The 25,705-nt window shown below is 66.4% G+C and carries 28 protein-coding genes; 12 read left to right on the top strand and 16 right to left on the bottom strand.

Annotation, left to right across the window (positions count from 1 at the left end; translation table 11 throughout):
- The first annotated feature begins 147 nt into the window (after positions 1 to 147).
- The gene (locus ToN1_RS20315) at positions 148 to 1,743 is read left to right on the top strand and encodes a sigma-54-dependent Fis family transcriptional regulator (protein WP_244860840.1); all 1,596 of its coding nucleotides are present in this window, start codon (positions 148 to 150) and stop codon (positions 1,741 to 1,743) included.
- A 12-nt stretch (positions 1,744 to 1,755) separates the two neighbouring features.
- Here the strand turns inward: ToN1_RS20315 and ToN1_RS20310 are convergent, their stop codons facing one another.
- Positions 1,756 to 2,661 carry a DMT family transporter gene (locus ToN1_RS20310; RefSeq protein ID WP_169205208.1) on the bottom strand — a complete coding sequence of 302 codons (906 nt, stop codon included), beginning with the start codon at positions 2,659 to 2,661 and terminating at the stop codon, positions 1,756 to 1,758.
- 325 nt (positions 2,662 to 2,986) lie between these two features.
- Here ToN1_RS20310 and rocF point away from each other — a divergent pair, with 325 nt between their 5' ends.
- On the top strand, positions 2,987 to 3,928 hold the full coding sequence (gene rocF, locus ToN1_RS20305; RefSeq protein ID WP_169205207.1) for an arginase: 942 nt from the start codon (positions 2,987 to 2,989) through the stop codon (positions 3,926 to 3,928).
- Between the two features lie 31 nt (positions 3,929 to 3,959).
- Here rocF and ToN1_RS20300 read toward each other — a convergent pair whose 3' ends face one another.
- Positions 3,960 to 5,999, bottom strand: coding sequence for a TonB-dependent receptor plug domain-containing protein (locus ToN1_RS20300; protein WP_244860839.1), 2,040 nt, complete (start codon positions 5,997 to 5,999; stop codon positions 3,960 to 3,962).
- Between the two features lie 185 nt (positions 6,000 to 6,184).
- On the opposite strand from ToN1_RS20300, the gene ToN1_RS20295 reads away from it, so the two are divergent.
- The 7 genes from ToN1_RS20295 to ToN1_RS20265 all read left to right on the top strand — a co-directional run bounded on the left by ToN1_RS20295 (position 6,185) and on the right by ToN1_RS20265 (position 11,955).
- Positions 6,185 to 7,135: a DnaJ C-terminal domain-containing protein gene (locus tag ToN1_RS20295; protein WP_169205205.1), complete on the top strand. Its 951-nt coding sequence runs from the start codon at positions 6,185 to 6,187 to the stop codon at positions 7,133 to 7,135.
- Between the two features lie 2 nt (positions 7,136 to 7,137).
- Complete coding sequence (locus tag ToN1_RS20290) at positions 7,138 to 7,437, top strand: chaperone modulator CbpM (RefSeq protein WP_169205204.1); 300 nt, start codon at positions 7,138 to 7,140, stop codon at positions 7,435 to 7,437.
- 67 nt (positions 7,438 to 7,504) lie between these two features.
- Positions 7,505 to 8,116 (top strand): hypothetical protein, encoded by a 612-nt coding sequence (locus ToN1_RS20285; protein WP_169205203.1) that lies wholly within the window; start codon positions 7,505 to 7,507, stop codon positions 8,114 to 8,116.
- 61 nt (positions 8,117 to 8,177) lie between these two features.
- Positions 8,178 to 8,810 carry a diguanylate cyclase gene (locus ToN1_RS20280; RefSeq protein ID WP_169205202.1) on the top strand — a complete coding sequence of 211 codons (633 nt, stop codon included), beginning with the start codon at positions 8,178 to 8,180 and terminating at the stop codon, positions 8,808 to 8,810.
- Between the two features lie 166 nt (positions 8,811 to 8,976).
- Positions 8,977 to 9,294 carry a co-chaperone GroES gene (locus ToN1_RS20275; RefSeq protein WP_169205201.1) on the top strand — a complete coding sequence of 106 codons (318 nt, stop codon included), beginning with the start codon at positions 8,977 to 8,979 and terminating at the stop codon, positions 9,292 to 9,294.
- 35 nt (positions 9,295 to 9,329) lie between these two features.
- Positions 9,330 to 10,952 (top strand): chaperonin GroEL, encoded by a 1,623-nt coding sequence (gene groL / locus ToN1_RS20270; protein WP_169205200.1) that lies wholly within the window; start codon positions 9,330 to 9,332, stop codon positions 10,950 to 10,952.
- 205 nt (positions 10,953 to 11,157) lie between these two features.
- On the top strand, positions 11,158 to 11,955 hold the full coding sequence (locus tag ToN1_RS20265) for a flagellar brake protein (RefSeq protein ID WP_169205199.1): 798 nt from the start codon (positions 11,158 to 11,160) through the stop codon (positions 11,953 to 11,955).
- Between the two features lie 105 nt (positions 11,956 to 12,060).
- On the opposite strand, the gene ToN1_RS20260 is transcribed toward ToN1_RS20265, so the two are convergent.
- The 11 genes from ToN1_RS20260 to ToN1_RS20210 all read right to left on the bottom strand — a co-directional run bounded on the left by ToN1_RS20260 (position 12,061) and on the right by ToN1_RS20210 (position 22,049).
- Positions 12,061 to 12,654, bottom strand: a complete 594-nt coding sequence (locus ToN1_RS20260) for an HD domain-containing protein (protein WP_169205198.1) — start codon at positions 12,652 to 12,654, stop codon at positions 12,061 to 12,063.
- 16 nt (positions 12,655 to 12,670) lie between these two features.
- On the bottom strand, positions 12,671 to 13,912 hold the full coding sequence (gene hmpA, locus ToN1_RS20255; protein WP_169205197.1) for an NO-inducible flavohemoprotein: 1,242 nt from the start codon (positions 13,910 to 13,912) through the stop codon (positions 12,671 to 12,673).
- Positions 13,913 to 14,139: 227 nt separating this feature from the next.
- On the bottom strand, positions 14,140 to 14,541 hold the full coding sequence (locus ToN1_RS20250) for a hypothetical protein (RefSeq protein WP_169205196.1): 402 nt from the start codon (positions 14,539 to 14,541) through the stop codon (positions 14,140 to 14,142).
- The gene (locus ToN1_RS20245) at positions 14,529 to 14,987 is read right to left on the bottom strand and encodes a hypothetical protein (RefSeq protein WP_169205195.1); all 459 of its coding nucleotides are present in this window, start codon (positions 14,985 to 14,987) and stop codon (positions 14,529 to 14,531) included. Before ToN1_RS20245 ends, ToN1_RS20250 begins: the two co-directional genes overlap by 13 nt.
- 189 nt (positions 14,988 to 15,176) lie before the next feature.
- Positions 15,177 to 15,992, bottom strand: a complete 816-nt coding sequence (gene kce, locus ToN1_RS20240; protein ID WP_169205194.1) for a 3-keto-5-aminohexanoate cleavage enzyme — start codon at positions 15,990 to 15,992, stop codon at positions 15,177 to 15,179.
- Between the two features lie 7 nt (positions 15,993 to 15,999).
- The gene (gene kal / locus ToN1_RS20235) at positions 16,000 to 16,401 is read right to left on the bottom strand and encodes a 3-aminobutyryl-CoA ammonia lyase (protein WP_169205193.1); all 402 of its coding nucleotides are present in this window, start codon (positions 16,399 to 16,401) and stop codon (positions 16,000 to 16,002) included.
- A gap of 10 nt (positions 16,402 to 16,411) precedes the next feature.
- Positions 16,412 to 17,188 carry a lysine 5,6-aminomutase subunit beta gene (gene kamE / locus ToN1_RS20230; RefSeq protein WP_169205226.1) on the bottom strand — a complete coding sequence of 259 codons (777 nt, stop codon included), beginning with the start codon at positions 17,186 to 17,188 and terminating at the stop codon, positions 16,412 to 16,414.
- Positions 17,189 to 17,201: 13 nt separating this feature from the next.
- Positions 17,202 to 18,758 (bottom strand): lysine 5,6-aminomutase subunit alpha, encoded by a 1,557-nt coding sequence (kamD, locus tag ToN1_RS20225; RefSeq protein ID WP_169205192.1) that lies wholly within the window; start codon positions 18,756 to 18,758, stop codon positions 17,202 to 17,204.
- Positions 18,755 to 19,828: a lysine 5,6-aminomutase reactivase subunit KamB gene (gene kamB / locus ToN1_RS20220; RefSeq protein WP_169205191.1), complete on the bottom strand. Its 1,074-nt coding sequence runs from the start codon at positions 19,826 to 19,828 to the stop codon at positions 18,755 to 18,757. The genes kamD and kamB overlap by 4 nt, the downstream gene beginning before the upstream one ends.
- A complete protein-coding gene (gene kdd / locus ToN1_RS20215) occupies positions 19,821 to 20,858 on the bottom strand; it encodes an L-erythro-3,5-diaminohexanoate dehydrogenase (protein ID WP_169205190.1) in 1,038 nt (345 codons plus the stop codon). The genes kamB and kdd overlap by 8 nt, the downstream gene beginning before the upstream one ends.
- Before the next feature lie 9 nt (positions 20,859 to 20,867).
- Positions 20,868 to 22,049, bottom strand: a complete 1,182-nt coding sequence (locus tag ToN1_RS20210) for a KamA family radical SAM protein (RefSeq protein ID WP_169205189.1) — start codon at positions 22,047 to 22,049, stop codon at positions 20,868 to 20,870.
- Between the two features lie 167 nt (positions 22,050 to 22,216).
- Between ToN1_RS20210 and ToN1_RS20205 the strand changes: the two genes are divergently transcribed.
- On the top strand, positions 22,217 to 22,648 hold the full coding sequence (locus ToN1_RS20205; RefSeq protein WP_169205188.1) for an Lrp/AsnC family transcriptional regulator: 432 nt from the start codon (positions 22,217 to 22,219) through the stop codon (positions 22,646 to 22,648).
- Positions 22,649 to 22,746: 98 nt separating this feature from the next.
- Here ToN1_RS20205 and ToN1_RS20200 read toward each other — a convergent pair whose 3' ends face one another.
- The 3 genes from ToN1_RS20200 to ToN1_RS24975 form a co-directional block, all read right to left on the bottom strand.
- Complete coding sequence (locus ToN1_RS20200; RefSeq protein WP_169205187.1) at positions 22,747 to 22,959, bottom strand: hypothetical protein; 213 nt, start codon at positions 22,957 to 22,959, stop codon at positions 22,747 to 22,749.
- A 35-nt stretch (positions 22,960 to 22,994) separates the two neighbouring features.
- Positions 22,995 to 23,252 carry a hypothetical protein gene (locus ToN1_RS20195; RefSeq protein ID WP_169205186.1) on the bottom strand — a complete coding sequence of 86 codons (258 nt, stop codon included), beginning with the start codon at positions 23,250 to 23,252 and terminating at the stop codon, positions 22,995 to 22,997.
- Between the two features lie 456 nt (positions 23,253 to 23,708).
- Positions 23,709 to 24,098 (bottom strand): hypothetical protein, encoded by a 390-nt coding sequence (locus ToN1_RS24975; protein ID WP_342344159.1) that lies wholly within the window; start codon positions 24,096 to 24,098, stop codon positions 23,709 to 23,711.
- 36 nt (positions 24,099 to 24,134) lie between these two features.
- Here ToN1_RS24975 and ToN1_RS24970 point away from each other — a divergent pair, with 36 nt between their 5' ends.
- Both ToN1_RS24970 and ToN1_RS20185 read left to right on the top strand, forming a co-directional pair.
- Positions 24,135 to 24,629 carry a hypothetical protein gene (locus ToN1_RS24970; protein WP_342344158.1) on the top strand — a complete coding sequence of 165 codons (495 nt, stop codon included), beginning with the start codon at positions 24,135 to 24,137 and terminating at the stop codon, positions 24,627 to 24,629.
- A gap of 112 nt (positions 24,630 to 24,741) precedes the next feature.
- Positions 24,742 to 25,671, top strand: a complete 930-nt coding sequence (locus ToN1_RS20185; RefSeq protein ID WP_169205184.1) for a LysR family transcriptional regulator — start codon at positions 24,742 to 24,744, stop codon at positions 25,669 to 25,671.
- The last annotated feature ends 34 nt before the right edge of the window (positions 25,672 to 25,705 follow it).

The following is a 25,705-nucleotide window of genomic DNA, read 5'->3' as shown; positions in this document are numbered from 1 at the left end:
CCCTGTCCTCCGCTGCTCAACAAGACAACACCTGTCCCAATGCGTGACAGATGCGCCCACTCGACGACGCCCTCGCCTCCGCATAGCCGCGCGTGGTGCAGGGGTTCCACATCAGGGGGAATGATTCATGCTTCATCGCACCGCATGATGGAAGCTTCACCCCCGACCTCCCGGCCGGAATCGCTCATCGCATCGTGGCAGCGCAGCCGCGAGCACGGGCTGCGGCCGGACGAACCGCTCAATGACACGGCGCTGGCGCCGGGAGAGCTCACGGACCGCATCGCGGCGAACAACCGCCTGCTCGCCTTCTCCCGCCCGATGATCGAAGGCCTGTACCGCCAGATCGGCAGCCCGTCCTCCACGGTGCTGCTGGCCGATCGCCAGGGCATGATCCTCAGCGCGCTGGGCCACACCGACTTTCTCGACCGCGCCAGCCGGGTTGCGCTGCGGCCCGGCGTCGACTGGAGCGAGGCCGTGATGGGCACCAACGCGATCGGCACGGCGCTGCACACCGGCACGGTCGTCACCGTTCAGGGCAACCAGCATTACCTCGCGCGCAACCGCATCCTGACCTGCGTCGCCACCCCCATCCTCGCCCCAACCGGTGGCATGCTCGGCATCCTCGACGTGTCGTCGGACGCACGCGAGAACCTGACCCATGCCGAAGCACTGCTGCGCACCACGGCGGAGCTGATCGAGCATCGCCTGCTCGAAACGCTGGACGACGGTTTCCTCACGCTGCACTTCCACACACGCCGCGATGCGCTCTCGGATCCCCTGCACGCCCTCGTCGTATTCGACGAAGGCGGCCGGCTCGTCGCGAGCAATCGCAAGGGACGCAGCATGCTCGGACTGGACGCGCGGCATCCCGCGACGACCTGCGAAGCCTGCTTCGCGACGCCTTGGGGCAGCCTCGTCGCGTTGGCGGCGCAGGCGCCCGACACGCCCTTCCCGCTCTACGACCTGAAGGGACGCACATTCATCGCGCGCGCCAACCTGCGTTCGCAACGCCGCGCCGACATGGACACCCGCGCCGGAACCGCCCGCCGCGACGACTCACGTCTGGGTGCGATCGCTCACGGCGACGAACGCATGGCGCGCATCGTCGATACGCTGCGCAACTGCGCGACGGAAAGGACGCCACTGCTGATCGAAGGGGAGATGGGAACCGGCAAGGCGCATCTCGTGCGCGCTTTCCATGAAGACCACCGGCCGACCGCCGACGCGCCGCTGCTCGGCATCGACTGCACGACCCTGCCGCAAGGCGAGGCGGCGGAAGCCGAACTCGATCGCGCCTGGACGCAGGCGGCCAACGGCATCCTGTTCCTCGTGGAAATCGACGCCCTGCCGACAACTCTGCAGGCTCGGCTCTTCGACGCCCACGACGGCAGCCGCGCACGCGTGATCGGCGCCGCAAGGCGGCCGCTCGTCGAGCTGCGCCGCGAGGGCCGGCTCGACTTGCGCACCTTCGAGGCTGCGGACGGCCGGATCATCAGCCTGCCGCCCCTGCGCGAACGCCAGGATTTCGACGCGCTCGTGCGCCACTTCGTGCGCGAAGCCGCCGGCGGGCGGCAGATCTACGTCTGCCCGGACGCACTCGCGCTGCTGCATCGCCACCGCTGGCCCGGCAACCTGCGCGAACTGCGCAACCAGCTCCGCCTCATGCTCGCCCTGATGGGCGACGAGGCCGGCCAGCTGTGCCCCGAGGACATCCCGCCGGAGCTGTTCGAGAACGCGGCGTGAGCCGTCCCGGGATCAGGCCGGCTGCACCGCCTCGCTGCGCGCCCGGACGAGCGGCAGCAATTGGATCGCCATCACGCACGCGAAGATCAGCCCGCCACCCAGCAATTGCATCGGCGTGAGCACCTCGCCGATGAAGATGCGCGCAGCAAGTGCTGCGAACAAGGTCTCGCAGCTCAGCAGGATCGCCGCATCCGCTGCAAGCGTGTGGCGCTGCGCGACCACCTGCAGCGTGAAGCCCAGGCCGACCGAGAGGATGCCCGCGTAGGCGATCGACGGCAGCACGCGCTCCAGCGCGTCGAGGCTGACGACCTCGGCGTAAAATCCGCTCGCCATGCCCAGCACGCCGCACATCACGAACTGCAGGCACGCGATCGTGATCGGCGCCCCGTGCCGCGCGGCGACCCGACCGACCATCATCACGTGCGCGGCCCAAAACAGCGCGCTCGCGATCACCCACAGATCGCCCGTCGACAGTGCAGAAAGACTGCCGCCGCCGAGCAGGAAAGTGCCGCCGAGACAACCGACACTCGCCGGCCACACCGACCAGTGCAGCCGCTCGCGCAACAGCAGCGCGCTGGCAACCGGCACCAGCGGCACATACAGGGCGGTGAGAAAACCGGCGTTGCTCACGGTCGTGCCGGCGATGCCGATCTGCTGGAAGGCCGCGCCGAGAAACAGCACCACGCCCAGCAGCAACCCGCCGGCGAAATCGCGACCATCCAGCCACACGCCGCGCCGCCCGAGCCGGCGCAGCTCGCGTGCGACCAACGGCAGGATCACCACCGCGCCGAAAAGGAAACGCACGCCGGTGAAGGTGAACGGGCCTACGTCGCGCATGCCCGCCTGCTGGGCGACGAAGGCCGTCCCCCAGATCAGTGCTGCCACCAGCAGGAGGCCATTGGCCTGCGCGCGCTTCATTCACCTGCTCCCATACAATTCATCTCGACGCCATACGGCCGAGGCGCCTTTATACCCGAGCCGCGGGCCTCGCTGGCAGTGCAGAAATGCCCGATTTTATCGAATCGACAATCAACTCTGACATTTCGTCATATTGATGGCGATTCGCTACAAAATTATTGATTCTGTTTGACGCCCGCATCCTTCAAAGTTCGTCCCTGCAAATCGGCATCGACCAGGGCCGCGACGCTACGACCGGGCCCGGCGAACCACTCCTCGCCGGGCCCGGTCGAACCCAATCCTTAAACCGCAGCGTACGACGCGTGCCCCGGGGCAGACCAAGACCATGACGAATCTCAACGTTAGCCTGATCGGCGCACCCACCGACGTAGGCGCCGGCACGCGCGGCGCCAGCATGGGTCCCGAAGCCCTGCGGGTGGCCGACATCCGTGCGGCAATTGCGGCCTTCGGTGCCGACGTGCGCGACTGCGGCGATCTCGCCGGCCCCGCCAACCCCAACCTCCCCGCAGTCGACGGATTCCGTCACCTGCATGAGGTCGCGCAGTGGAACGAGATCCTGCACGACGCCGTGTACGCAGAACTGTGTGCGGGCCGGCTGCCCGTGATGCTCGGCGGCGACCACTGCCTCGCGATCGGCTCGATCAGCGCCGTCGCGCGCCACTGCCGCACGGTCGGCAAGAAGCTGCTCGTGCTGTGGTTCGACGCGCATGCCGACCTCAACACCGCGACGATGACGCCTTCGGGCAACATCCACGGCATGCCCGTCGCGTGCCTGTGCGGTCACGGTCCGGACGTGCTGACGCGCATCGGTGGGAATATCCCCGCGATGCTCCCGTCGGAAATCCGTCAGATTGGCATCCGCAGCGTCGATGAGGGCGAGAAGCGTTTCCTGTGCGAGCTCGGCGTCGAAGTGTTCGACATGCGCTACATCGACGAAGTCGGCATGCGCGCGGTGATGGAACAGGCGCTCGCCGGCGTGGACGAGAACACACACCTGCACGTCAGCCTCGATGTCGATTTCCTCGACCCGACCATCGCGCCGGGCGTCGGCACCACCGTGCGGGGCGGCCCGACCTACCGCGAAGCCGAGTTGTGCATGGAGATGATCGCCGACACCGACCAGCTCGCCTCGCTCGACATCGTCGAACTCAACCCCGCGCTCGACCACCGCAACATGACCGCCGAGCTGGCGGTCGACCTCGTCGAGAGCCTCTTCGGCAAGAGCACGCTGATGCGCATGCACCGGCAGACGCGCGGGAACCGCTGAACCGGCGGCGAGCCCCGGCGCGCTGTCTGGCTCAGAAGTCGAGGCGCAGCGACACCCAGTGGCGCCGGCCGACGACACGGTCGGCCCGATCGCCGTCGGCCTTGAACTCGCCGTGGTCGCCATTGAGCGACTGCACCGTCCAGGCGATCTCGCCGCCCTGCGTGCCGGCGCGGAAGGGGTAAGCCAGGCGCGCGTCGGTGCGGACGTAGCCACGCGCCTCGGTGTTGCGCGTCCATTTCATCGGATCGACCCAGTAGCGCGCGACCGAACCTTCCAGTCCATACGGCAGCTTCTGGATCCACAACAGCGACGACGCCCTCCGCGGTGCCGAATCCCGCGCCAGCGCGTCGATCCGCCTGCGCCGATCGCGGCTCGTGAGCGTGCCGAACGGCTGCGCCTGCACCTCCTGCGTGTAGTCGCTGCCGATACTCACGAAGCTCTGCGCAACCGCAAGGCGCGTGCGCGCCAGCGGCTGCCACTTCCACTGGTATTCGACCCCGTCGATGCGGATATCCTGGATCGGGAACATCGAATCACCGAGATCATCGCGGCGGTTCGGGTCGATCTGGAACAGCCGGTCACGGATGTGCTCCTGGAAACGGCGCACGTCCAGGCTCATGTTCCAGTCCTTCCAGTCCCCAAGGTAGCCCACCTCCCAGCTGTCGAGACGCTCCGCCGGAAGCCGGCGGTTGCCCGTCAGCTCCGCCTCGTCGGCCGCGCTGCGGTAGTTTGCGCGGTAGTCGAGGATGCTCGCCGTGCGCCAGCCGCGTGCATAACCGATGCGGAAGGTGTTCTGCGATGTGATGTGAAAACTGCCGCTGGCACGCGAGGACATGTTGTTCCCGGCCAGCGAGTCGTACTCCGTCGACACGCCAGCATTACCGGTAAACCACGCGAGCGGGGTCCATTCGGCATTCGCGAACGCGCGGCTCACCTCGCGCACGACCTTGCCCTCGCCGTACAGCATCGTCTTGGATCGCAGCGTATCCTCGCGCCAGCTTCCGCCCCACACCAGGCGCGTCTTCGCGAAGGGCGCGAAGGTATGCACCGCCTCGATTTCGTTGCGACTCCCGCGGTCGCCCGTCTCATCGACATGCGCAAACCCCGCGGGAAGCTCGGGGTCGACGTAGTCGTCCCTCGCCTCATCGACCGAATACGCGTAGCGCAGCGAGAAATCCGAGTTCTCCGACAGCGTCCGCAGCCAGCGCAACTGCAGCCAACTGCTCGATTGATCGAAGTCCCGGATCGGGTTGCCCGGGTCGCTGCGGTACAGTTCGCCCTGCGCGTTCACGAAATCCTTGTCCAGGCGCCCCTTCGTCAGCACCCCTTCGATCCTGCCGGCATTGAGCTCCAGTCCGTCGCGCACGCCCAGGCGCCAGGACGCGCGCAGATCCAGCAGACGGGAGCGGAAGCTGTCGATCCAGTCGTACTGGTTTTCCAAGCCGTTGTCGTCGAGCTGCTGGTAGGTTAGGCGGAAATCGCCGTCCTCGCCCAGCTGCGCCCCTGCGCGCAGGGTGTAGTCGCGCACCCCCTGGCTGCCGTGGTTCGCCGCCACCGAGACGCCGCGCACCAGCGCAGGATCGACCGTGACGATATTGATCACGCCCAGGAACGCGTTGGTGCCATATGACGTGGTGTTCGATCCACGCACGACCTCGATGCGTTCGATGTCCTCGAGGGCGACCGGCATCAGCGCCCAGTTCACCCCGCTGCGGAACAGCGGCGAATGCAGGGAACGGCCGTCGACCAGCACCTGCACGCGCGGCGAGAAATCTTCGTCGGTGATGCCGTGGTAGGTCACCCGTGCCGGATCGGTGTTGTGCGGAAAGGTCTGGAAGCCGGGAACCAGGCGGAACACGTCATTGAGCGCGCGCACCCCGGCGGCCTTGATCGTCTCGCGGTCGATCACCGTCACCGCGGTCGGCGCGTCCACCTGCCGCTGCGGCAGTCGACTCACGCTCGCCACGACGGGCAGTTCGCTGAAGAAGAGATTGTCGTCGGCAACCGCCGGCGCGTTTCCGAACACCGTCGCAACTGTCAGGGCAATCCCGCTGCCCGTTCTTGTGACCACCTTCACACGCCCCCCCTGGTCGCGACTCGAAGGCCGCGAGTATCGGGGCTGCAGCCCGACCGGGTCAATCTTCCCGACTTGCGTCAATCACGCCCGGATCGGCACGCAGGGGGCTTGATTGCCGCCACAACGCCACCCATTTTGTATACGCGGGACCAGGATGCGTCCAGTTATCGGAACGACACATGAAATACCAGGACTACTACGGGATTCTCGGGGTGGACCGGCATGCCACACCCGATGAGATCAAAAAGGCCTTTCGTCGCCTCGCACGCAAATACCACCCCGACGTGTCGAAAGAACCCCAGGCCGAAGCGCGCATGAAGGAGGTCAATGAAGCCTACACCGTGCTCTCGGACCCCGAGAAGCGTGCCGCCTACGACCGCCTCGGCGGCGCCTATCATGCGGGCGACGACTTCCGGCCTCCGCCGGGCTGGAGCGGCGACTTCAGCTTCACCACGCACGGCTTCTCGCCCCGCGAGGCGGAGGAGTTCAGCGACTTCTTCAGCCAGCTCTTCGGCGGCATGGGCGGCATGGGTGGCTTCGGCCGCCACGGCGGCGCGCGCCCTGCACGCGGCGAGGACCACCACGCGCAGGTATTGCTCGACATCGAAGACGCCTACACCGGCGCGACCCGGCAGCTCAGCCTGCGCCTGCCGCAGTCCGGTGAGCCTGGCCGAGTGCATTACGCGACGCGCACGCTCAACGTGAAGATTCCCGCCGGCGTGCGCGAAGGGCAGATCATCCGGCTCGCCGGACAGGGCACCCCGGCCCTCGCCGGAGGCCCTGCCGGCGATCTGCTGCTCGAAGTGCGCTTCCGGCCCCACCCATACCTGCGCGCCGACGGCCGCGACGTGCATATGAAGCTGCCGCTCGCCCCGTGGGAGGCCGCGCTGGGTGCGGTGATCCAGACCAAACTGCCCGGCAGCGCGCTCAAGGTCCGCATCCCCGAGGGCGCCCAGAGCGGCCAGCAACTGCGCGTGCGCTGCAAGGGCATCCCCGGCACCCCGCCCGGCGACCTGCTGCTCGATCTGCAGGTCGTGCTTCCGCCGGCCGACAACCCCAGGGCGAGACAGATCTATGAAACCATGGCGCGCGAACTCGCATTCGATCCGCGCCGCGCCACGAGGAGTTGAGCATGCGTGACGACGACATCCTCATCGGTAGCCTGCTGGAAGACAGCTGGTTGACGCTGGAACAGGTGGCGGCCGCTTGCGCGGTCGAGGCCGAATGGCTGCGGCGCCACATCGAGGAAGGGCTCTTCCCTCACGCGGAGAGCGTGTCCGGCGTGTGGCGCTTCTCGGCCGCCGGCCTGGCACGCGCGCGGCGCATGCGCCAGCTCGAGCGCGATTTCGACGCCGTGCCGGAACTCGCCGCCCTGGTTGCCGATCTCTTGGAGGAAATGGACGCCATGCGGGCGCGACTCGGGCGATACTAGGAACCTGATCCGGCGCAGGAGCTGCGGCGCGCGGTGTTCCCGAGGCCGAAACGGACCGGAGTCCACGATGAAGCAGCTCGACGAATTGCTGGCGCGAATCCAGTCGCTGCAAGAGGATCTGGAAGCGGAGTACCGCGAACGCCGCGAGGAACTCGAGCGCAAGCGCCTCGAACTGGCGGACAACTTCCTGCGCCAGCAGCGGCGCTACAAGATCGGCCTGTTCCGCTACCTGCGCCGCACGCGCCTCCTGGTTGCGCTGACCTCGCCGGTGATCTACCTCGGCTGGATCCCCTTCCTGCTGATGGATCTCTTCGTGACCGTCTTTCAGGCGATCTGCTTCCCGGTCTATCGCATCCCGAAGGTGCGCCGCTCCGAATACATGGTGTTCGACCGCAGCGAACTTCCCTACCTGAACCTGATCGAGAAGTTCAACTGCTTCTACTGCTCCTACGGCAACGGCGTCGCCGCCTACACGCGCGAAGTCGCCGCCCGTACCGAGCAGTACTGGTGCCCGATCAAGCACGCGCGCCGCATCCACCGGGCCCACGAGCGCTATCCCCACTTCTTCGATTACGGCGACGGCGAAGCCTTCCGCGCCGGGCTCGCGCGCCTGCGGCGGCAGTACGAGCGCGACCGTCCGCCGGGGAAAACCGACACGGCCTCCGACCTGCCCGAGTGAATGCACGGCGGCGCGGTTTTCTGCTAATTTTTCAGGCGTCCTGCTTGCATGGAGGATCGCAATGGAAATCCTGCCCAGTATCGCCGCGCAGATCGACGCAGTGCGACTGCCGTTGTACGCCGTCACCCTTACGGCCCTGCCCCGCCCCGACACGCCGCTGCTGCTGATGCTGCACTGGCACGGCTTCCGGCCCGACGAGCGCGCGGCGCCGGACAATCCCTTCGCACGGCGGCGGCCCGTCCCCGGTTCGGCGCTGCAACTCAACGCCCAATGGCGCGGCATCGAGGAACTCGATCGGGCGATGCTCGACGCGGCGTGGCAACTCGGCGCATGGGACTTGGAACGGCGCGCACGCCGTGGCTGCAGCCAGCTCGGCGCACCCGAGCAGGAAGCCCTCGAATGCCGTCAGGCCTTCGGCGAGAACCCGCTCGCACCCAGCGACGACTCGCATCTGCTCGTCGAAGCGCCGGACCGGACCGAGATGATGCACTTCGCCGCCGCGAAGGGTTATCTGCGCTGGATGTTCCGCCCGGTGCGCGGCGGCCTGTGGCGCGAGATCGCCGAGGACGACACGCTAGGCCCCGATGGCGGCCGCGAACCGCCCTGCCCCGTCGCACCGCGAGCGCCGGCGACCACACGCAACGCCCCGCACGTCTATCGCCTCGGGCGGGTCAACCGCATCATCCTGCGCTGACGATTTTCCCCTCTTGAAATCCCGGCGGGCCGTCCCCAGATCGGTTTTCGTCGGCGCCACAGCCGGCCGGACTGCTCGCCGGGGCTTCGCTGCCCTGTGCCCGTGGCCCAAGGCGATGCGGTCCATTCCCTTGCTTTATTGGTGAACTCGTAAAGGAGAGAATGAGATGCAAATTCGTCCCCTACGCGACCGGATCATCGTCAAGCGAGTCGAGGCGCAACGCACGACCGCATCCGGAATCGTGATCCCCGACACCGCGGCCGAGAAGCCCGAACAGGGCGAGGTCGTCGCCGTGGGCCCAGGCCGCCGCGACGAAAAGGGCGAACTCATCCCCATGGAAGTGAAGGTCGGCGACCTCGTGCTGTTCGGCAAGTACGCCGGTCAGGCGATCAAGGTCGAAGGCGAGGAGCTGCTGGTCATGCGCGAGGATGACGTCATGGGCGTCGTCGAGCGCGACGCCGGCACGCTGAAGAAAGCCGCCTGACCCCATCGCAAATCGTTTTCAGGAGACAAGAACCTATGGCAGCCAAGATCGTCCAGTTCCACGACACTGCCCGCGAACGCATCGTCAAGGGCGTGAACACCCTCGCCAATGCCGTGAAGGTCACCCTCGGACCGAAGGGCCGCAACGTCGTCCTCGACCGCAGCTTCGGCGCCCCACTGATCACCAAGGACGGCGTGTCGGTGGCGAAGGAAATCGAGCTCAAGGACAAGCTGGAGAACATGGGCGCGCAGATGGTCAAGCAGGTGGCGTCCAAGACCGCCGACGTCGCCGGTGACGGCACCACCACCGCGACGGTGCTCGCACAGGCGATCGTGCAGGAAGGGATGAAGTACGTCGCCGCCGGCATGAACCCGATGGACCTCAAGCGCGGCATCGACAAGGCCGTGCAGGCGGTCGTCGATGAGCTGAAGAACATCTCCAGGCCCTGCACGACGAGCAAGGAGATCGCCCAGGTGGGCGCGATCTCCGCGAACTCCGACCACGACATCGGCGACATCATTGCCCAGGCGATGGACCGCGTCGGCAAGGAAGGTGTGATCACTATCGAGGACGGCAAGAGCCTGCACAACGAGCTCGACGTGGTCGAGGGCATGCAGTTCGACCGCGGCTACATCAGCCCCTACTTCATCAACAATCCCGACAAGCAGACGGCCGTCCTCGAGGATCCGCTGATCCTGCTGCACGACAAGAAGATCTCCAACATCCGCGACCTGCTGCCGGTGCTGGAGGAAGTCGCCAAGGCCGGCAAGCCGCTGCTGATCGTCGCGGAGGACGTCGACGGCGAGGCGCTCGCGACCCTGGTCGTCAACAGCATGCGCGGTGTGCTCAAGGTGGCCGCCGTCAAGGCGCCCGGCTTCGGCGACCGCCGCAAGGCCATGCTCGAGGACATCGCGATCCTCGCAGGGGCGACCGTGATCGCCGAGGAAACCGGCATGCAGCTCGACAAGGCGACACTCGCCGAACTCGGCCGCGCCAAGCGCGTAGAGGTGCACAAGGAGAACACCACGATCATCGACGGCGCCGGCGACGAGGAGCGGATCAAGGCACGCGTCGCAGCGATCCAGCGCCAGATCGAGGAAACCACCTCCGACTACGACCGCGAGAAGCTGCAGGAGCGCGTCGCGAAGCTCGCCGGCGGCGTCGCGGTGATCAAGGTCGGCGCCGCGACCGAAGTCGAGATGAAGGAGAAGAAGGACCGCGTCGACGACACGCTGCACGCGACCCGCGCGGCGGTCGAGGAAGGCATCGTCCCGGGCGGCGGCGTCGCGCTACTGCGCGCCCGCGCCGCGATCAAGGCGGTGAAGGGCGACAACCACGACCAGGAAGCCGGCATCAAGATCGTGCTACGCGCGCTCGAGGAGCCGCTGCGCGCGATCGCCGCGAACGCCGGCGACGAGCCCTCGGTGGTCATCGCCAAGGTCGAGGAAGGCACGGGCAACTTCGGCTACAACGCCGCGACGGGCGAGTACGGCGACCTGGTCGGGATCGGCGTCATCGATCCGACCAAGGTGACGCGCACCGCGCTGCAGAACGCCGCGTCGGTCGCCGGCCTGATCCTGACCACCGACGCCACCGTCGCCGAGGCGCCCAAGGACGACAAACCGGCCGTGCCGGCGATGCCCGACATGGACTACTGAGACTGCGGATGCCGCCCCGGCCGGGTCGGCACCACGGGCCCCGGTATGCCGAGCCCGGAACGGTTTGCCCGTTCCGGGTTTTTTTCATGGAGCTACCGCCTTTCGCCATGCTGATGTCAACAGCGACACGCTCGCGCGTGCGCGAAGCCTCATCCTCGCCACGACTCGTGCTAGAGTTCCGCGTTCGAACCCCGAATGAATCGTCATGGCGCTGAATTCACCCGTTCAGAACCCGGTGACCGCCGGCATCGATGCCGCTCCGGACGCCGACTCCGCGGCCGCTGCGCAGACCTCCACGATTGCGCCCGCCCAGACTTCCCCGCCTGGTCAACGCAAGACCTTCGCCTTCCGCGACATGCACCTCCAGGTCGGGGACCGGCTGCAGCTCGAATGTCCGGCACCGTTGGGCATCGGCAAGGTCTTCGTGCGCGTGCTCGGCTATCTCGACAACACCAGCCTGATCGTCACGGCTCCCGTATTCGGCGGGCAAAGGGTGAATCTCGTCGACAACGATGTCGTCGTCGTCCGTGCCTTCTCGCGACAAAGTGCTTTCGCCTTCCGCGCGTCGGTGCTGCGCACCTGCCGCCTGCCGTTCGACTACCTGCACCTTTCCTTTCCCGAAGTGGTGCATGGGACCGTCATCCGCAAATCGACGCGGGTGCGCACCTGCCTGGCGACGAAATGCTCCACGCATGACGAGCCCCCCCTCGACGCGGTGATCGAGAACATCAGCTCGACCGGAGTCCTCCTTGCTGCGGCCCGGAGCCCCGGCGCGCACGGCGAGATCGTGCGCCTCGAATTCGATGCGCGCCTGCACGACGTCGACACGCACATGAGCGTGGACGCGGAAGTCGTCTCCATACACGCGGAGCCCGATTCGCCGGACGGGGGCACCGCCGTCCGCTGCGGGCTCGAATTCCGGGATCTCCCGCCGAGCGACCGGATGGTCGTCAAGGCCTTGGTCTATCAACAAATCATCGAGAACCCGACCACCATTGTCTGAGCGCTGATTGCCGCAGTCGGCCCCGGCGATTGGCACGATCGGCCTGATGCAAGGAGAGGAAGCGACGACGGCCCGCCGCTTCCCTGCCGCGCAGCCGAGGTCGCGTCAATCCGCCTGAGACTGCTTGCGAAAGTGGCCCGCGGCCATCCCGGCCGCAGCCTCCCACAGCGCCGGCGCCCCGCCCTGTATCGGTGGCCGGCAACGCGCCTCGATCTGCTCGAGGGTGACCTCGCATTCGACCCAGGTGCCACCGTCGGTGGCGGCGTTGTGCAGCATCGGTTGGAAGCGGTCGAGCGCCTTGGCGAATTTCGCGTCGTCGCTCTCGGCCGCCTCGAACTCGAACCACAGGTCGCGAAACTCGACCGCCTGCACCTCCGGCAGCAAGCCGAAGATGCGCTCGGCAGCGAGCCGTTCGCGTTCGGCCTGCCCGTCATGGGTCGATGGGACGTGGAAAGGCACATCGCCCGCGTCGATCTCGACGATGTCGTGGATCAGCAGCATCTTGACGACGCGCACCACATCGACCGTGCCGGCGGCATGCTCGGCCAGCACCAGCGCGTACAACGCGAGATGCCACGAATGCTCGGCACTGTTCTCGCGCCGCGAACGGTCGATCAGCGGCGACAGGCGCACGACGCTCTTGAGGCGGTCGATCTCCTGCAGGAAGTTCAGTTGCCGTTCGAGGTCGTGCAGGTTCACGATGCTGCGGTCTCCATCAAGCTGCGAGTGCCACAGAGTCTACCAGCCCTTTGGGCGCGGTCACGATCTGGTCCGGCCCGAAGACTTCGTAATGGACACGGCCGGCCGGCACGCCCCACGAGAACAGCGTGTCACGCTGTTTCAACATGAAGGGCAGCGGACCGCACAGGTAGTAGTCGGCATCGGCGAGTTCGACCCTGCCGCGCACGCGTTCGAGATCGACGATGCCCTCGAAGTGGTAGTCGCGCCCGGGGACGTCTGTCGCGTCCGGAGCGTCATAGAACACGACATGCTCGACATGCGCATGTTCGGCCGCGAGTTGCTCGACGTGTCCCTTGAGCGCATGCACGCGCCCGTTGCGCGCGCCGTGGACGAAGATCGCGCGCCGCGTGGTCTGCGCGAGCGCGTTCAGCATGCTGATCATCGGCGTCAGGCCGACGCCGCCGCTGACGAGCACGACAGGGGTGGTCCGCTCCTCGTCGAGGTAGAAGTCGCCGTAGGGCGGCGACAGGCGGACGCGGTCGCCGACATTGACCGCGTCATGCAGGCGATTCGAGACGATGCCCTGCGGATCCTGGCCTTCCCGTTTGACGGAGATGCGGAAATAGCCGGTGTTGGGCGCTTCGGACAGGCTGTACTGGCGGATCTGCTCGTGGCCGAGCTCGGGGATGTACAGCACGAGGCTGACGAACTGCCCCGGCACGAAGGGCGGCAGCGCGCCGCCGTCGGCCGGGCGCAGGTAGAAGGAGGTGATCAGCTCGCTCTCGCTTTCCTTGCGCTCGACAACGAATTCGCGCCAGCCGTCCCAGCCACCGGGGGCCGCGGCCGCCGCGCGGTAGAGCTCGGCCTCGGCGGCGATCAGCACGTCGGCGAGCTCGCCGTAGGCTTCGGCCCACGCGGCGATGATCTCTTCGGTCGCCGCGGCGCCGAGCACTTCGCGGATCGACGCGAGCAGGTGGCGGCCGACGATCGGATAGTGCCTGGCGCGGATGCCGATGCTCGCATGCTTGTGCGCGATGCGCGACGCGACCGGCGCGAGCGCCGCCGGGTTCTCGATGTGCTGCGCATAGGCGAGCACCGCCTGTGCGAGCGCCTGTTGCTGCTGCCCGCCGGCCTGATTGCCCATGTTGAAGATGTTCCTGAGTTCGGGCTCGTGCGTGAAAAGCCGGGCGTAGAAATGCGTCGTCAGCGCGAGGCCGTGCGCCTGCAAGGCCGGGACGGTTGCCTGGACGAGTTCGATCGTGCGTTTCGAGGCCATCGGGGAGGACTTCCTTTAAGATTCATATTATGTGCATCTTTGCGGGCGCAAGCCTACACTCTTGTCACTCGAGCAGCAAGCAGACGCGGCCGTCGAACGACGCCCGCGACGTCACGGCGCGGGTGCAACGGGAAAGCGTCACGCGGGGCGCGAGACAGCCGCGATCGCTCCGCCCACGTCTTCGCTCCTCGACGACGGCCGGTCAGTCGGCGCGATGCACGCGCAGGTCAATTCAGGGGCCACCTGAAAGCGCGCGGCGCCTGCTCGTCGGGGCGGACGATGCGAAGTTCCAGGATCGCCGGCCGCGGATCGAGCGCCTTGAACTGCAAGACCCCCTTCCGGTGATGGCCACCCGGCGGGTCACCCTGCCAGCCCGTCGGGCGCACCGCGGCGCCGTTTGCGGCGACCAGCGCCGCGCCCTGCAACAGATCGTCGGTGAGCGCCCGGACATGGGTATCCAAGACCACTTCGAACTCCCAGACCGCTCCCGTGATGTTGCGGGGGACGACCTTGACCGTGACACCTGCCTGTTCGGTGCTTTGTGCCGGCAGCTCCGCCGCGGCGAACGCGCCGGCCGACAACACGATGCCCGCGAGCAAGGCGGCCGCACGACTGATCAGCTTGTACATTGTGCATGCTCCCTGGTGGCTTTCATCAGTTTCGTGCCGACAAACACGACTCCCGCTGCGTTGAACAGCAGGCCGACCCAGAAGAGTTCCGTCTGGAATTGCGCAGCGAACGCGACCAGCCCGGTCGCGCCGAGCACCGGGGCAGCATTGGCGAGATAGTGCGCACAGCACGAAATCATCGCGGCCGTGGAGGTGGTGCCGGATGTCGCAACCATAACGCCGGATCTCCTCGCCGCGCCGACGAGATCGCGCAGCCGCACGAAGAGCCCGACCTGGATGCCGAACCCGAGCGTCAGCGGCACGATGAAGTACCAGAAGCCCGAGAACTGCTCCAACGCGAACGCCCAGCCCGAAACGAGCGTGAGGATGACGAAGTACGCCGCGAGCAGGATCGAGGACGCAAGCCCGCCAAACAAGGCCGGACGCTGTATGTCGCTTGAGCTCATTTCATCCCCCTGCCTCGCCGCCGGCGCCGCGGCAAGCGTCCCGGGTCGGCCGCGCTCGGTGACGCCGTCGCGCTCCGCTGCCGCGGGAAAGCTGTTCACGCTGACAGGATAGTCGATGCTAGCCGACCGCGGGCTGACGGCTCGGTGACAGTTTCGTCATGGTCGCGACAGACTTGCGTCGGTCCCCGGTCAGGGCCGGATTCGCAGGATCTCCCGCGCCTGCGCCGGCGTTGCGACCGGCCGCTCCATCTCGCGCGCGATCCGCGCGATGCGCGCGACGAGCTGGGCGTTGCTCGTCGCGAGCTCGCCCTTGCGATGCCAGATGTTGTCCTCGAAGCCGACGCGCACGTGGCCGCCGAGCGCGATCGCCATCGCAGCGAGCGGCAGCTGGGCGGCGCCGATGCCGGCCACTGTCCACGTCGCCTCCGCCGGCAGCTGCGAGCGCAGGAACATCAGCGACTCGGGCGTGCCGGCCATCGCGCCGGGCACGCCGAGGACGAAGTCGACGTGCACCGGCCCGTCGACAACGCCCTTCTTCAGCCAGCGCTGCAGGCTGTGCAGCATGCCGGCGTCGAAGATCTCGAACTCCGGTTTGACGCGCAGTTCCTTCATCGTGCAGAGGAAGTGCTCCATCTCGGACGGCGGGTTCAGGAACACGTCGTCGCCGAAATTCACGGAGCCCATCGACAGCGTCGCCATCTCGGGCCGCAATTCGACCGGAGCGAGGCGTTCGGCGGCACTCATGCCGACGGCGCCGCCGGTCGATACCTGCACGATCACGTCGCAGCGCGCCCGCACCTTCTCGATGATCTCGGCGTAGATCGCCTTGTCCTGGGTCGGTGTGCCGTCCGGGTAGCGGGCGTGGACATGGACGATAGAGGCACCCGCCGCCGCGCACTCCGCTGCGGCGCGGGCGATCTCATCGGGCGTGATCGGCAGCGCGGGCTGCTGCGCACGCGTGACTTCGGCGCCGGTGAGCGCCGCGGTAATGATGAGTTTTTCCATGGCGCGCTCAACGCACGTTGCGCTGACACTCTGCGGGAACGACGCAGGTGCCGGACGCGCGGCAGACGACGACGGGTTCGGGCAGCACGTCGCAGGCCGAAGGCTGGCCATTGACGCCGGACGGCACGATGACCTTGCGCGCCTCGAACTCCATCTTGCGCGAGGTCTTGCCCATGGAGACGATGCGGCCGGTGGCCTCGATGAAATCGCCCGCGCGCACGGGCGCGAGGAACTCGACCTTGTCGTAGGCGACGAAGAGGCCCTCGTCGCCGTCGCTGCGGATCAGCAATTCGGTTGCGACGTCGCCGAAGAGCTGCAGCATCTTGGCGCCGTCGACGAGGTCGCCGGCGTAGTGGGCGTCGTGGGCGCTGATCCGCAGGCGGATCAAGCTGGTGATTTCCTTGTTCATGTTGTCTCCCTTATGCGGCGTGCCGCTTGATCCATTCGTTGATCGCGAAGGACGCGACGTCCTCCGCGTAGGACTTGGTGCCGAAGCCGGCGTCGTAGCCGAGCTCCTTCGCGAGTTCGTGCGTGATGCGCGGACCGCCGACGACGAGGATCACGCGGTCGCGGATCCCTTCGGCTTCGAGGAGATCCGACAGGCGCGTCAGGTTGTCGAGGTGGATGTTCTTCTGCGTGACGACCTGGGAGACGAGGACCACGTCGGCCTGCTCCTCGATCGCACGGGCGACGAGTTCCTCGGAGTCGACCTGCGCGCCCATGTTGATCGCACGCACCTCGTGATAGCTCTCCAGCCCCTTATGGCCGTTGTAGCCCTTCATGTTCATGATCGCGTCGATGCCCACGGTGTGGGCGTCGGTCTCGATGCAGGCGCCGAGGAAGACCATCTTGCGGCCCATCTTGTCGGCGATCAGCGCGTTAATCGCGTCCTTGTCCAGCGTCTCGAACTCAGGCTTGGCGACCTTGATGCGCGAGAGGTCGACGCGGTGCTTGCACTGCCCGTACAGCACGTAGAAGGAGAAGCCCTGCCCCATGTCCTCGGCGTGCACGACGGCGGGCTCGTCGAGCCCCATCTCCAGCGCGAGCTGGCGCGCGGCCTCCTTGGCGTTCTCGTCGAGGGCGACCGGCAGCGTGAAGGAAAGCTGCACGCGGCCGTCGTTCATCGTGTCGCCGTAGGGTTTCACCCAGTTTTCAGCGACCGGCTCAGTGGTGTGCGCGGCGAGGTATTTGCTCATGTCGGCGCTCATCTCAATTGGCTCCCGCAAGCATCAGGTCCGGGAAGGGGTTGTAGTAATCGGCGGATTTCGCGATCACGCCATCGAGGCCCTTGCCGCCATCCATCGTGCGCGAGATGTCGGCGAAGGTGCCGCGGCCGATCGCCGCCGGCAGACCGATCTTCTCGATCTCGGCCAGTATCCCCACGGTCTCGACGAGCACTTCCTGAGCGCGGGACTCGATCCGCCCGCCGGCCCTGAATTCGACCTCGTCGTGGAGATCGCGCATCGTGCCGAACACGTACTTCGCGTTCTGGATCGCGAGGAAGCGGTCCTGGATGAAGGGGGTGTGGATCGCCTCGGTCATCATCCCGAGGAGGTGGATGTTCTGGCCGGTGAGCGTGCTGACGACGTTGAACAGCGCGTCCTGGATGTGGCCCTTGAACACGTTTCCGGTCATGTGCTTCGTCGGCGGCATGTACTTAAGACACGCTTCCGGGAAGACCTGGCGCACGAGCTGGGCGTGGGCGACTTCCCACAGGAAGCCGTTCTCGAGGTCCGGGTTGATCTCGAAGGCGTGGCCGAGGCCCATCTGGTCCGGCTTCAGGCCCGAGATGAACGCGAACTGCTCGTTGATGAGCTGGGACGCGAGCACCGTGTGCGCGGCATCATAGGCGTCGGCGGTGGTCAGGTAGTTGTCCTCGCCGGTGTTGATGATGATGCCGGCGTAGGCATTGACCATGCGCGAGAAGAACTGGTCGATGAAGGTGCGCTTCATGTTGATGTCGCGGAAGATGATTCCGTACATCGAGTCGTTGAGCATCATGTCGAGACGCTCCATCGCGCCCATCGCCGCGATCTCGGGCATGCACAGGCCCGAGCAGTAGTTCGTCAGGCGGATGTAGCGGCCGACCTTGGCGCCGACCTCGTCGAGCGCGGCGCGCATCAGGCGGAAGTTCTCCTGCGTGGCGTAGGTGCCGCCGAAGCCCTCGGTGGTCGCGCCATAGGGCACGTAGTCGAGCAGGCTCTGGCCGGTCGAGCGGATCACCGCGACGATGTCGGCGCCCTGCTCCGCGGCGGCGCGCGCCTGGACGATGTCTTCAAAGATGTTGCCGGTGGCGACGATCAGGTAGAGCCAGGGCGTGCGCGCCTCGCCGACCCTGTCAATCTGCTGCGCACGCAGCGCGCGCTGGGCGGCGATGTGATCACACATCTTCGCGGCGATCGCTTCGGCGGATTTACGGGCGGCCTTGTCGTGCTTCGGCGCGGTAAGCACGAGCTTGCCGGCGGCGACGGCCTCGGCAACCTGCTGCGCGCTGAGGCCATGCTCGTCCATCGCCCCGGCGACGACGGCCGCGGCGCCGTGCGGCAGGAGATTTCGCTCCTGCAGGTGCGCGACGAGGCGGTTCGGCAGCGGGATCTGACCATCGTTCGCTTGGTCCACGCCATCGACGCCCATCAGGCGCAGCGTCGCGCGTTCGACCGTGGTCGTCGTGTACTGGCTCATGTCGTCGAACACGCGGTGCGCGATACGGCGCGCCGACTCGCGCGCGCGGTCGATCTGGCCCTGGTCGAGATTGAGTCGGGTCATTCAAGAACTCCTTCGGGTTGTTCCTCGCGCATCACGTCGGCGACGACGTGATGGGGGAAGGCCCGGCGTGCCGCGTCGAGGAAGTCCCCGGCGTCGAAGCTGCCGCCGAGCGGCGAAAACGGGTTGAGGGTGATGCCGGCGATGCGAATGCATCTGAAAGCCGCGAGGTGCGCGCCCATCGCGGTGAAGCCCGCGACGTCGTTCGCATCCACGAAAAGCTTGGTGCCGTCGGCAACGACGACGGTGAGGCCCGGATGGCGCGCGGCGAGCGTCTTCAGCGCATGCCAAAGTGCCCGGCCGACCGCTCCGCTGACGGCGATCGTCGCGGGATCGGGCAGGCCTAACAGCGTCGGCGCGGCGTTGAGCGTCGGGATGCGCGCGTCGAACACGGACTCACCTGCGCCGTTCCACGCGCCGATGCCGCCGTGCGCAAACACGCGCTCGCAGCGCGCCGAGAGCACTTCGTCCGCAGCCGGAATGCCGAGGATCGCCAGCCGGTCGCGCGTCTTGCGGATCACGTCGGCGATGCCGCCACCGATCGCCGCCCCGGTCGCGAGCACGACACCATCCGCAATCGCGGGCGACGCGTGATGGCTGCGCCCGAGCGCGCCGTCGAGCAGCACCAGCGCGCAGCCGCAGCCCTTCAGGATCGCGATCACCTTCTGCTGGTCGGAGCTGCGCGACGCGCCGGCGATCTCCATCTCGCCGTGGTCGAGCGCACGCACGATCAGGATCTCGCCCATGGGGCTGTCGATGCCGGTCGCGCCGATCTGCTTCCAGCGCACCTTCGCGCGCAGCAGCGTGTCGCGTGCGGTCGCGACGAGGCTGCCGGGCCATACGAGCACCGGCGGCTTCGGGATCGAGAACACCTGGTCGCGGTCCTCGCCGTCGCGTCCGATCGACGTGATGCCGACCGTCGCGCCGTGAGCGTGCGCCTGGGCGAGGAGATGATTCAGGCACACCGTCTTGCCGGTGTTCTTTGTCATCCCCATCACCGCCAGCGTCGTCATGCCGGCTGCGCGGATCTCGCGCCACAGCGCGCTCCCGGTCATGGCGGCAGCCTCAGACATACAGCGTCTCGAAGAGATGCCGCAGCGCCGGGCTCTCGCGCAGCAGTTCCAGCGCGAACACCGCGTGGCCCTTCGCGTAGCCGTTGCCGATGATCATCTCGATGTCCTTGCCGACGCCTTCGGCGCCGAGCGCGGCGGCCGTGAAACTCGTTGCCATCGAGAAGAAGTAGATCTTCCCGCCGTCGCGCGTCGCGAGGATGCTGCCCATCTCGGTGTTCGGGATGTTCACGCAGTTGATCACGACGTCGGCCATGCGCCCGCCGGTAATTTCCGACACCGCTTCCATCATCGACACGGCATCGGTCGCATCCGCCCGCAGCGCGTGATCGACCCAGCCGAGCTCGCTCATCCGGCGGCAGTCCTTGTCGAAGGGCGACACACCGATCACTCGCCCCGCCGGGCCGACACGCTTCTTCGCCTCGTAGGTGCACAGCGTGCCGGACTTGCCGCCACCGCCGACGACCACGACCGTGTCGCCCGGACGCACGAGGCGCGCGGTCTGCGCCGGCGCACCGGCCACGTCCAGGATCGCGAGCGCGACCTTCTCCGGGATGTCGTCCGGCAGCTTCGCGTACAGGCCCGTCTCGAACAGGATCGCCTGGCCGTCGATCTCGATCTGGTCCTTGTCGGCGTGCACGGCGCGGACCGCGTCGATGCGCAGCGGCGTGAGCGACAGCGACACCAGCGTGGCGAGCCTGTCGCCGACCTTCAGGTCAACTTTGCCGGCGAGCTTCGGCCCGATCTCCGCGACGCGGCCGATCAGCATGCCGCCCGAGCCTGTCACCGGGTTGTGCAGCTTGCCACGCTGGCCAACGATGTCGCGCACGATGGACGCGATGCGGCCCGTGTCGCCACCGGCCTCGGTCTTGATCTGCGTGAAGCTCGCGGCATCGATGTTGAGAGCCGCGACGTCGATCAGGATCTCGTTGTCGCAGATCTCCATCGCGTTGTCGATCTTCCAGGCGCCCTGCGGCAGGACGCCTTGCGGCTCGACGACGCGGTGCGTGCCGTAGGGGGAACCATGCTTCATGTCGCCCCCTTACGCGCGGCTCTGCGACGGGACGCGGAAATCGAGACCGAGGCCTGGCATCTCCACGGTATCGCCCTTGTAGTTGCGGCACTTGATCGTCGTCCCCTGGCCGTCTCGGCGGATCTCCTCGGTCACATAGGTCGGGATGATCGGCAGCTTGCCGAGACCGCCCAGGCCATCGACGACGAAGGTCGGCACCGCCGGCCCGCTGATCCAGCCGCGGATGCCTTCGTACAGCTCCAGCATGCGGTGGTAGGGCACGATGAAGTGGTGCGCGCCCTCGACCATGTCGGTCGAGTAGACGTAGTACGGCCGCACACCCATTTCGATCGCCTGCATGAAGAGCTCGCGGAGCACCGCGACGTCGTCGTTCACGCCCTTCAGGCACACCGTCTGCAGGCCCATCATGATGCCGGCCTTCTGGATCAGCTTGACGCGCTCACGCAAGAGCGGCGTGATCTCTTTCGGGTGATTGATGTGGATGTTCACCATCTGCACGCGATGCTTCTCGAGGATCGCGCACAGCTCGGGCGTCACGCGGGTCGGCAGCTGCACCACCATGCGCGAACCGATGCGCAGGAAGCGCACGTGCGGCGCGCGCTCACGGATCGCGCCGAGGATGTAGTCGAGGCGCTCGTCATCGAAGGTCAGCGGATCGCCGCCCGACAGCAGCACGTCGTCGATGTCCTTGTTGCTCGCGATGTAGTCGATCGAGCGCTCGATCTCGTCCTTGTGCACCGAGCCGGTCGGCTGCGACACCATGCGTTTGCGCGTGCAGAAGCGGCACAGCGTCGCGCAGGTGTTCGACACGAGGAAGAGCACGCGGCGCGGATAGCGATGGACGACGCTGGTACCGGGGACGGTGTCGCCCTCCTCGCCCAGTTCGTCGAGCATCGTCTCGAAGCCGGCTTTCTGCTCCTCGTGGCGCGAGGGCAGGTATTGCAGCCGGATCGGACAGTTCGGATCGTGCGGATCCATGAGCTTCGCCATGTAGGGCGTGATCGACACCGCGAACTTCTCGTACACGGTGCCGTTCACGTCCTCCATGTTGTCGAGGATGTCCTTCAGTTCCGAGTGCCGGATGTAGCGGCGGGCGAACTGCTTCTGCCAGGATTCGGAAGCCGGATCGTAGGCTTCCAATTCGGCGCGCGTCAGCAGCTGGCGGGGGGAGATCACGACTTTCTGCAGCATTTTCCTGTCCCTTTTGTTCGTCGTTATGAATGGCCGCAGGGGCCTGACGAAGACGAGTTTAGGGACGGGCCGCGCCGGCCTGAACAGGCAAAGTGACTTTGAATATGCCTGCCAATCAGTCAAAATGACCGACATTCGGACAATCTGACGTCTACCCTGCAAAATCCATGGACGAACTCGACCGCCAGCTCATCGAGCTGCTGAAAGTGAATGCCCGCCTGCCCGTCGTGAAGATCGCGCAGGCGCTCGGCTGCGCCCGCAGCACGGTGCAGTTGCGCCTCAAGGCGCTGGAGGATTCAGGAACGATCAGCGGCTACACCGTCAGCGTGACGAAGCCACAATCGACGCGTTCGATCCAGGCGATGGTGCTGATCTCGATCGAATCGAAGAACGAGCCGGATGTCGTGCGGGCGCTGCGCAAGCGCCACGAGATCACCAAGCTCTACTCGATCAGCGGCCGCTACGACCTGTGCGGCATGCTGGAAACGGAGACCACGCACGAACTGGATTCAGTGATCGACCGCGTGCGGGCGATCAGGGGCGTGGTGGATACGTTTTCGACGATCCTGCTGTCGACAAAGCTGGACCGGCCGGGCTGAGCGAGCGGCAAGCACAGGTCAATCGATCGCACCGCCAGTCGATCACATCCATACCGCCCGCAGAGATCGCCCGCCGGATGCTTCGCGCCACCCCGACCTCATGCAGCCTCATCGCCCCTGCCGCCAACAATCGGATGACTCCCCGCCTCGACCGGCTTGACGACGTGCTGCTCTAGCGAGTCGTGGGCGGGGTACAGCACCAGGAGACTGGCGATGCCCCCGAGCCGGTGAAATCGCGCGCTCGGTCTCACCGCCACCAGAATGACGCGGTCGTCATCCTCGGGCACGGGGTCCGGATCCAGCTGTCTCATCGCCTCTCTCCTTCACTCCGCAACCGTTCATCGCATTACACCGTCGCCGGGCGCTTCACCCATACATCGGGTCGGGGTTTCAGCAGGGCGGCGCGCGTGTCGACAGGGTCGGAGGTATCGCTCCGGTCAGGATTCGGATCGCAACGCGCTTCGAGCAGCGCTCCATGCCGTTCGACGCAACGACCGCCCGCCGCAAGGGCAATATCCTTCTCCCTCTCGGCCTCATTGGCGGCCACACGCGACTTCGCCTCGCCAGAAACTTCACCGGCCATCCCAAATGGTCTGCTCGCCATGTGGCCCTCCTTTGCCGTCGCGGCCTCGTACCCTGGTTCTCATCTTAGGTACATGAAACCGAGTTGATAAGTCACATCTCCCGAACATCGGTGTTGCTTTCACATCTACAATCAATCACGTTGTGATCGTTGATCCAGGCAGATCGCCCCGGCCCCACGAAAGCGCACGCTGGGGTAGCCAGTCACGGTCATCAGTGCAACGTGCCGTGCAATCCGCCACCGCAGCGGCTTTCCCTCCTCCGTCCGACTGAGCCGTGGACGGCATCCCCGCAACACGGTCGCGGGCCGCATTCGATCATCCGACGCGTCGCAGCATTGTCTCCCTACGCGCGACAAGCTGATTCTTTGCGGGGGTCTTATCGCCCGCCCGTCGGTACCTTAGGATCAGCCCCTGTCCTGCCGCGCACCGCTCATTGGCCCGGCGCGTCGCACCGCCCCCTCGACAGCCCGGAAAAATCACCTGGCACAACCGAAGCCGCCCGGATTTGAAGCATGAACCTCACCCGAGATTTCCTTCGCGCAAAGAGCCCCTGTGCTGACGGTTTCCGCTGGTTTCTTCGCCATTACGGAGAAGGCGGAAATTACCAGGAACTGCTCGACGAGCTGGTTGCAGATGGCCGCGCCGACGATGCCTGCTGGCTGATGGACCAGTTCGGTCCGACAAACAAGGTCCTTGTCGTCGACACCATCGATGCCGACGCCCTTGTCTATGCAGGCACGATCGAGGTGCATGGCAACATCGAAGTGGGCGACGTGCTGCGCGTCGGCGGATCGATCCGGACCGAAGGGAGCATACGTGCCGGACGAGCAATGAACGTCGGGGGCGATCTTCGTGTCGCGGGACATCTTCGTGCCGAGGGACGTGTGTTCGTCGGAGGCGACATGCGCGTCGGCTGGGGTGTGGACGCCAACGGCCCGCTGCGTTGCCGCGGCAACCTTCATGTGGGTCGCGACCTGTACTGCAACGATGCGGCCGACTTCACGGGCAATGCATTCGCGGGTGGAAATCTCGTCGTTCACGGCGCGATCACCTGCGCGAAGAGCCTGCGTGCAGGATTTGACATTGCCGGCGATCAGGACATCAACGCAGCCCAAGGCATCGAAGCGGGTGGCGGGATTCACTGTGGCCGACATCTGGAAGCCGGCTGGGGAATCCGCGCGGGAGACGCGATCCTCGCGGATGGCTCGATCCGGGCAGGCGAAAGCATCCTTGCCGGCGAGGAAATCCGTGCCGGCAAAGGACATGGGATTTTCGCCGGACTGAGCATTCCCATCGATGCCTGGGAGAGCTGCGCGAAGGTGAAGGCGAAAAACCTGCCCGTACGCCTGATGAGCGGCTGGTGGGAAGGGCAGGACTCTCCGCTGACGACACCATGATCCACGAAGCGTGAGTCGAGTCGATCCAGGTTCCGCGCCGCCCCCCAGCCCTGTCACTCCGTGCGCTTCCGACCCGAGACATGGCCGTTTCGTCGACGGTTACAATGGGGGCATGCAAGACCTGAACCTGATGGTGACATACGCGCATGTGGTGGATTGCGGCAGCTTCTCCGGGGCAGCCCGCCGCCTCGGCACGTCACGTTCGGCAGTAAGCAAGGCCGTCGCAAAGCTCGAACACTCGCTCGGCGTGCGCCTGCTCCAACGCAGCACTCGCCACCTGAGCGTCACCGAGGTCGGAGCGGCGTTTGCCGAGCACTGCACCCGCATCGTCGATGAGATCGCGCAAGCTGAACAGCTTGCGGACAGTCTGCATGCGCAGCCGCGCGGCACCTTGCGCGTCGCCGCGTCGGTCGCCTTCGGGACGCTGCACGTTGCGCCCGCCCTTGCCGACTTCCTTGGCCGTTACCCTGACCTGGATGTCGACATGACCATCTCCGACCGCAGCATCGATCTCGCGGAAGAAGGCTACGACATCGTGGTACGCGTGGCGAACGAGCTGCCACCGACGCTTGTCGCACGCCAACTCGCGCCGGTACGACGCAAGCTGTGCGCGACGCCGGAGTATTTTGCGCGACACGGCCTGCCGGCCATTCCGCAGGACTTGTCCCGCCACAACTGTCTCGACTACACGCACTCCGGCGAGCAGGGGCTATGGCGCTTCACCGGGCCTTCCGGCGAGATCGCGGTGCCCGTTTCCGGGCGCTTGCGCATCAATGATGATGAAGCCCTGTCCCAGGCCGTACTCGGCGGGCTCGGGCTCGCATTGCTGCCAACCTTCATCATCGGCAGCGACCTGCAAGCGGGCCGGCTCTGCGCGGCGCTGTCCGAATACATCCCCGTCGAGCGCCACGTCTACGCCCTTTACCTCCCGACCCGGCACCTGCCGGTCAAGGTTCGTGCGTTCATAGATTTCCTGCTCGAACGTTTCGGACCCGAGCCCTATTGGGACGCGGAAAGACCCGCCACGACATCTGCCGAATGACGGCGGCGTCTTGAGGCGCGGGTTCGCGCGTTCA

Source organism: Aromatoleum petrolei (assembly GCF_017894385.1).
Classification (GTDB): Bacteria; Pseudomonadota; Gammaproteobacteria; order Burkholderiales; family Rhodocyclaceae; genus Aromatoleum; species Aromatoleum petrolei.
This window is presented reverse-complemented; position numbering and strand designations above follow the sequence as displayed.

Excerpts from the sequence above, each read along its gene's own strand:
- ToN1_RS20210 (WP_169205189.1), bottom strand. The coding sequence starts at position 22,049 with ATGCTGCAGAAAGTCGTGATCTCCCCCCGCCAGCTGCTGACGCGCGCC.
- ToN1_RS20185 (WP_169205184.1), top strand. The coding sequence starts at position 24,742 with ATGCAAGACCTGAACCTGATGGTGACATACGCGCATGTGGTGGATTGC.
- ToN1_RS20280 (WP_169205202.1), top strand. The coding sequence starts at position 8,178 with ATGGAAATCCTGCCCAGTATCGCCGCGCAGATCGACGCAGTGCGACTG.
- kamD (WP_169205192.1), bottom strand. The coding sequence starts at position 18,758 with ATGACCCGACTCAATCTCGACCAGGGCCAGATCGACCGCGCGCGCGAG.
- ToN1_RS20245 (WP_169205195.1), bottom strand. The coding sequence starts at position 14,987 with ATGAGCTCAAGCGACATACAGCGTCCGGCCTTGTTTGGCGGGCTTGCG.
- ToN1_RS20295 (WP_169205205.1), top strand. The coding sequence starts at position 6,185 with ATGAAATACCAGGACTACTACGGGATTCTCGGGGTGGACCGGCATGCC.
- groL (WP_169205200.1), top strand. The coding sequence starts at position 9,330 with ATGGCAGCCAAGATCGTCCAGTTCCACGACACTGCCCGCGAACGCATC.
- ToN1_RS20250 (WP_169205196.1), bottom strand. The coding sequence starts at position 14,541 with ATGTACAAGCTGATCAGTCGTGCGGCCGCCTTGCTCGCGGGCATCGTG.
- kamE (WP_169205226.1), bottom strand. The coding sequence starts at position 17,188 with ATGAGCAAATACCTCGCCGCGCACACCACTGAGCCGGTCGCTGAAAAC.
- ToN1_RS20290 (WP_169205204.1), top strand. The coding sequence starts at position 7,138 with ATGCGTGACGACGACATCCTCATCGGTAGCCTGCTGGAAGACAGCTGG.
- kce (WP_169205194.1), bottom strand. The coding sequence starts at position 15,992 with ATGGAAAAACTCATCATTACCGCGGCGCTCACCGGCGCCGAAGTCACG.
- ToN1_RS20285 (WP_169205203.1), top strand. The coding sequence starts at position 7,505 with ATGAAGCAGCTCGACGAATTGCTGGCGCGAATCCAGTCGCTGCAAGAG.
- ToN1_RS20275 (WP_169205201.1), top strand. The coding sequence starts at position 8,977 with ATGCAAATTCGTCCCCTACGCGACCGGATCATCGTCAAGCGAGTCGAG.
- kdd (WP_169205190.1), bottom strand. The coding sequence starts at position 20,858 with ATGAAGCATGGTTCCCCCTACGGCACGCACCGCGTCGTCGAGCCGCAA.
- kamB (WP_169205191.1), bottom strand. The coding sequence starts at position 19,828 with ATGTCTGAGGCTGCCGCCATGACCGGGAGCGCGCTGTGGCGCGAGATC.
- ToN1_RS20310 (WP_169205208.1), bottom strand. The coding sequence starts at position 2,661 with ATGAAGCGCGCGCAGGCCAATGGCCTCCTGCTGGTGGCAGCACTGATC.
- ToN1_RS24970 (WP_342344158.1), top strand. The coding sequence starts at position 24,135 with ATGCGCGTCGGCTGGGGTGTGGACGCCAACGGCCCGCTGCGTTGCCGC.
- kal (WP_169205193.1), bottom strand. The coding sequence starts at position 16,401 with ATGAACAAGGAAATCACCAGCTTGATCCGCCTGCGGATCAGCGCCCAC.
- ToN1_RS20195 (WP_169205186.1), bottom strand. The coding sequence starts at position 23,252 with ATGGCGAGCAGACCATTTGGGATGGCCGGTGAAGTTTCTGGCGAGGCG.
- hmpA (WP_169205197.1), bottom strand. The coding sequence starts at position 13,912 with ATGGCCTCGAAACGCACGATCGAACTCGTCCAGGCAACCGTCCCGGCC.
- ToN1_RS20265 (WP_169205199.1), top strand. The coding sequence starts at position 11,158 with ATGGCGCTGAATTCACCCGTTCAGAACCCGGTGACCGCCGGCATCGAT.
- ToN1_RS24975 (WP_342344159.1), bottom strand. The coding sequence starts at position 24,098 with ATGTCCCGCGACACGAAGATCGCCCCCGACGTTCATTGCTCGTCCGGC.
- ToN1_RS20200 (WP_169205187.1), bottom strand. The coding sequence starts at position 22,959 with ATGAGACAGCTGGATCCGGACCCCGTGCCCGAGGATGACGACCGCGTC.
- ToN1_RS20205 (WP_169205188.1), top strand. The coding sequence starts at position 22,217 with ATGGACGAACTCGACCGCCAGCTCATCGAGCTGCTGAAAGTGAATGCC.
- ToN1_RS20315 (WP_244860840.1), top strand. The coding sequence starts at position 148 with ATGGAAGCTTCACCCCCGACCTCCCGGCCGGAATCGCTCATCGCATCG.
- rocF (WP_169205207.1), top strand. The coding sequence starts at position 2,987 with ATGACGAATCTCAACGTTAGCCTGATCGGCGCACCCACCGACGTAGGC.